Origin of the sequence: Vibrio fujianensis (genome assembly GCF_002749895.1) — a bacterium.
GTDB classification, from domain to species: domain Bacteria; phylum Pseudomonadota; class Gammaproteobacteria; order Enterobacterales; family Vibrionaceae; genus Vibrio; species Vibrio fujianensis.
Genome location: NZ_NBUS01000041.1, coordinates 333,211 through 337,445, shown reverse-complemented (window position 1 = coordinate 337,445; position 4,235 = coordinate 333,211). Strand labels below are relative to the sequence as shown.

Here is a 4,235-nt window from a genome sequence, read left to right as displayed (position 1 = left end):
GCAACGCAATGGTGGTGGGGACTTGTAGTACTGATTTTTGGTGCCTTGTCTTCGGTGCTCGGTGTGATGTTTGCTTTGGCTGAACACAACATCAAACAGCTCTTAGCCTATCACTCGGTAGAAAACATTGGGATTATTCTAATGGGTGTCGGTGTAAGCATGATGGGCATTGCGACCGATCACATGGTGATTGCCGTGTTGGGTCTGCTGGGCGCGTTGTATCACTTGCTTAACCATGCTGTGTTTAAAGGCTTATTGTGTTTGGGAGCTGGCTCGCTGGTTTATCGCCTGCACACCAAAGACATGGAAAAAATGGGCGGTTTGGCGAAACATATGCCACAAACAGCGCTAACTTTTCTGATTGGTAGCATGGCGATCTCTGCCCTGCCACCATTGAACGGTTTTGTCAGTGAATGGTTTATTTACCAGTCGCTGTTTTCGATTAGCCAAACGGGTAGCGTGGCACACCTAGTCTTTGGCCCGTTTGGCGCGGTGATGTTGGCATTGACGGGGGCATTGGCATGCATGTGTTTTGTCAAAGTGTACGGTATCTGTTTTGGTGGTGCGCCGAAATCTGAAGCAGCGGAAAAGGCTACCGAAGTGGGCCGAGCGATGGTCAATGCCACCATTGGTTTGTCTGTGTTGTGTGTGGTGTTGGGCATTGCTGCACCATGGATTGCACCTTACATCGCCGATATTGCTAGTGCAACGCTACGAACAGGGGCCGTGACTGTGGCACAAGACATTACCTTGTTCCCAGCCAACAATATGCAAGCTCTGCTATCTACCCCGATTATTTTATGTGTACTTGCACTGTTGCTGTTGGTACCAATGGCCATTTTGGCTTTCCACAAACGTCAACGTTTAGCCAATCGCCACCAAGGTGACCCTTGGGCGTGTGGTTATCAGTACGAACAAAAAATGACGGTTTCTGCGGGAGGCATCACTCAGCCGATGCGTCATATGTTCCGCTATATCTACCAGTCTCGACCTAACCGCACTTGGATGGAGCGTTTTTTACTGTCTCAACCTCCTGCAGGAGAAGAAATCTCGTGTCGAGCTTACCGTAGAACCATGATGTTCTGGATTGGCTTTGTTGTGCTTTGCACGATCTTTTTCCCGTTGATTTCTGGAGTTATGTAAATGTATTCACTAGAAATGCCCAGCTTAAACTGGGTGATCTTTGCGGTGTTTCAAGCGTTGCTGATGTTATGTCTGGCACCGTTGGCGACTGGTTTTTCTCGTGTTATTCGAGCCAGAATTCACTCTCGCCGTGGTCCTGGCATCCTGCAGGATTATCGTGATATCGGTAAGTTATTACGTCGTCAATCGGTGGCACCAGCTAATGCCAGTTTTGTGTTTTGGATGATGCCTTGGGTACTGCTGATCAGCTTGTTACTGGTTGGTATGTCACTGCCAACACTCACTAGCATGTCACTGTTTCCGGTCTCTGGTGATTTGATCACCGACATTTATCTGTTAGCGATAGGTCGTTTCTTCTTTTCGTTGTCCGGTATTGACTCTAACAGCATGTTTGCCGGTATGGGCAGTAGCCGCGAATTAACATTGGGTATTCTGATTGAACCCATCTTTATTCTCGCAATTTTCATTATGGCATTGGGCGCTGGGTCGACCGACCTTGGCGTGATCAGCCACACCGTGCAAAGTGGCGAGTGGGCGCGTCCGGTGACTTATCTATTTGCGGGGATTGCGTGTGCGTTTGCGGTATTTGTGGAAATGGGCAAATTGCCGTTTGACAGTGCCGAAGCAGAACAAGAACTGCAAGAAGGCCCAGTGACGGAATATTCTGGTGCGGGTTTGGCGATGGTGAAACTGGGCTTGGGATTGAAACAGTTAGTGGTGGCTCAGCTATTTTTGGCCATTTTCATTCCTTGGGGACGCGCGACGAATTTGGACGGTGCAACGCTATGGAGCGCTGCGTTAATCCTGTTGGTAAAACTATTCGTTGTGTTCTTGTTAGCTGGCATTGTCGAAAACTGTATGGCGCGTATTCGGTTTCTCAACATGCATCGAACGGTTTTCCCCGTTATTGGCGGCACCGTTCTCGCGTTGGTCTTTTTTATTTTGGGTTGGTAACAGATGATGACAATGAATACACAAAACGATGCCTTGGCAAAAACGGGCAAACACTATCTGGCGGGGTTGGTGCAAAAATTCCCGAATGCCATCCTTGAAGAAGAGTGGCAAACCACGACTCAAGTTACCATCACGGTGAAAATGACCTCGCTGGTTGAAGTGATGCAATGGCTTTACTACGATCAAGGCGGTTGGCTGACAGTGTCATTTGGTAACGACGAACGCAGCATTCATGGTCACTTTGCGGTGTACCACGCGTTGTCGATGGAAGGGGTTGAAAAATGCTGGATCACCGTCAAAGTATTGGTGGATGCCAACAGCCAAGAGTTTATTTCTATCACACCAACCATTCCTGCAGCGGTATGGGGCGAACGTGAAATTCGTGACATGTTCGGTCTGCGCCCAGTAGGCCTGCCTGATGAGCGTCGCTTGATCTTACCGGATGACTGGCCAGACGATGTGCACCCACTACGAAAAGATGCGATGGATTATCGTCAGCGTCCACAACCGACCACGGAAACTGAAACATACCCGTTTATCAACCAACGCGGTGATGATTCCAACCGCATCGTGCCAGTTGGCCCAATGCACATCACTTCCGATGAACCCGGACACTTCCGCCTGTTCGTAGATGGTGAAGATATCGTTGACGCCGATTACCGGATGTTCTACGTCCACCGAGGCATGGAAAAATTGGCCGAAACTCGCATGGGTTATCACGAAGTGGCTTTCTTGGCCGACCGCGTTTGCGGGATTTGTGGTTTCACCCACAGTATTGGTTACGCCAATACTGTTGAGAACTCGCTGAATGTCCAAGTGCCATTACGTGCGAAAATGATCCGTACCATTTTGCTTGAAGTTGAACGTTTGCACAGCCACCTATTGAACATTGGTTTGTCGAGCCATTTTGTGGGGTTTGACTCAGGCTTTATGCAATTTTTCCGCGTGCGTGAAAAAACCATGGAACTGGCCGAGCTGCTGACAGGCGCACGAAAAACTTACGGTATGAACCTGATTGGCGGTGTTCGTCGCGACTTTTTAAAAGCGCAACGAGAAAAAGGCATCGCGATGGTACGTGAAGTGCGCCACTCATTCCAAGCGTTAGTGGAAGTATTGCTGTCAACACCGAACATCGATAGCCGTTTGGTGGGGGTCGGTGTGTTGGCAAAAGACATCGCACGCGATTTCAGCCCAGTTGGCCCGCTGATTCGTGGTAGCGGTTTTGAGCGAGATGTACGTGTTGTACATGGTCAATCACTAGAAGCGTACGCCAACGTGCCGATTGAACTGCAACACATGGGCAACGGCGACGTGCAATCTCGCGTGATCGTGCGCATTCGTGAAGTGTTGGATTCTCTCAACATCATCGAATACGGTTTAGATAACCTGCCAGCCGGTGCGATTTTGACGGAAGATTTCGAATACACACCCTACAAATTTGCGCTCGGCTTTACCGAAGCGCCGCGTGGTGAAAACGTTCATTGGAGCATGACGGGCGATAACCAAAAACTGTTCCGCTGGCGCTGCCGAGCGGCCACTTACGCGAACTGGCCAACCCTGCGTTATATGTTACGTGGTAACACCGTAGCAGATGCGCCGCTCATTATTGGTAGTTTGGATCCTTGCTACTCTTGTACTGACCGCGTGACCATTGTGGATACCAAGAAAAAGCGTAGCCAAACCGTGCCCTACAAAGCCATTGAGCAATACAGCGTGAGCCGTAAAAACTCACCGCTGAAAGGACTGTGAGGTTGTCATGATTAAATTACTCAAAACCATTCTCAAAACTGGTGTCGTCACGGAAAAATATCCGTTTGCACCATTTGAGGTTGCCGAGGACTTTCGTGGTAAACCAGAATTGAATGCAAGTCAATGTATTTCGTGTGGTGCGTGTACTCGCGCTTGTCCTGCGAATGCCTTGATCATGGAAACCGATGAGCAGAAAGGCACCCGCCGTTGGGAGTTATCTCTGGCGCGCTGCATTTACTGTGGTCGCTGTGAAGAGGTGTGCCCAACTCACGCGATTGAACTCTCCGAAGCGTTCGAATTGGCCGTAACCAAAAAAGAAGATCTGTATGAAAGTGCCGAGTTTGAATTGGCTAATTGCACCTGCTGTAACCGTCCGTTTGTAGCGAAAA

Annotated in this window: 4 protein-coding genes; all 4 read left to right on the top strand. The window is 49.3% G+C overall.

Features of this window, described 5'->3' with window-relative positions; translation table 11 throughout:
• On the top strand, positions 1-1,143 hold a 1,143-nt coding region (locus tag B7C60_RS18600; RefSeq protein ID WP_281251682.1), incomplete at its 5' end, for a proton-conducting transporter transmembrane domain-containing protein.
• Entirely contained in the window at positions 1,144-2,097 is a 954-nt protein-coding gene (locus B7C60_RS08730) for a respiratory chain complex I subunit 1 family protein (protein ID WP_099611310.1), read from the top strand.
• Between the two features lie 3 nt (positions 2,098-2,100).
• Positions 2,101-3,846, top strand: coding sequence for a hydrogenase large subunit (locus B7C60_RS08725; protein WP_099611309.1), 1,746 nt, complete (start codon positions 2,101-2,103; stop codon positions 3,844-3,846).
• Positions 3,847-3,853: 7 nt separating this feature from the next.
• The coding region (locus B7C60_RS18595) for a 4Fe-4S dicluster domain-containing protein (RefSeq protein ID WP_245869019.1) at positions 3,854-4,235 on the top strand (382 nt) is incomplete at its 3' end.

Excerpts from the sequence above, each read along its gene's own strand:
- B7C60_RS08730 (WP_099611310.1), top strand. The coding sequence starts at position 1,144 with ATGTATTCACTAGAAATGCCCAGCTTAAACTGGGTGATCTTTGCGGTG.
- B7C60_RS08725 (WP_099611309.1), top strand. The coding sequence starts at position 2,101 with ATGATGACAATGAATACACAAAACGATGCCTTGGCAAAAACGGGCAAA.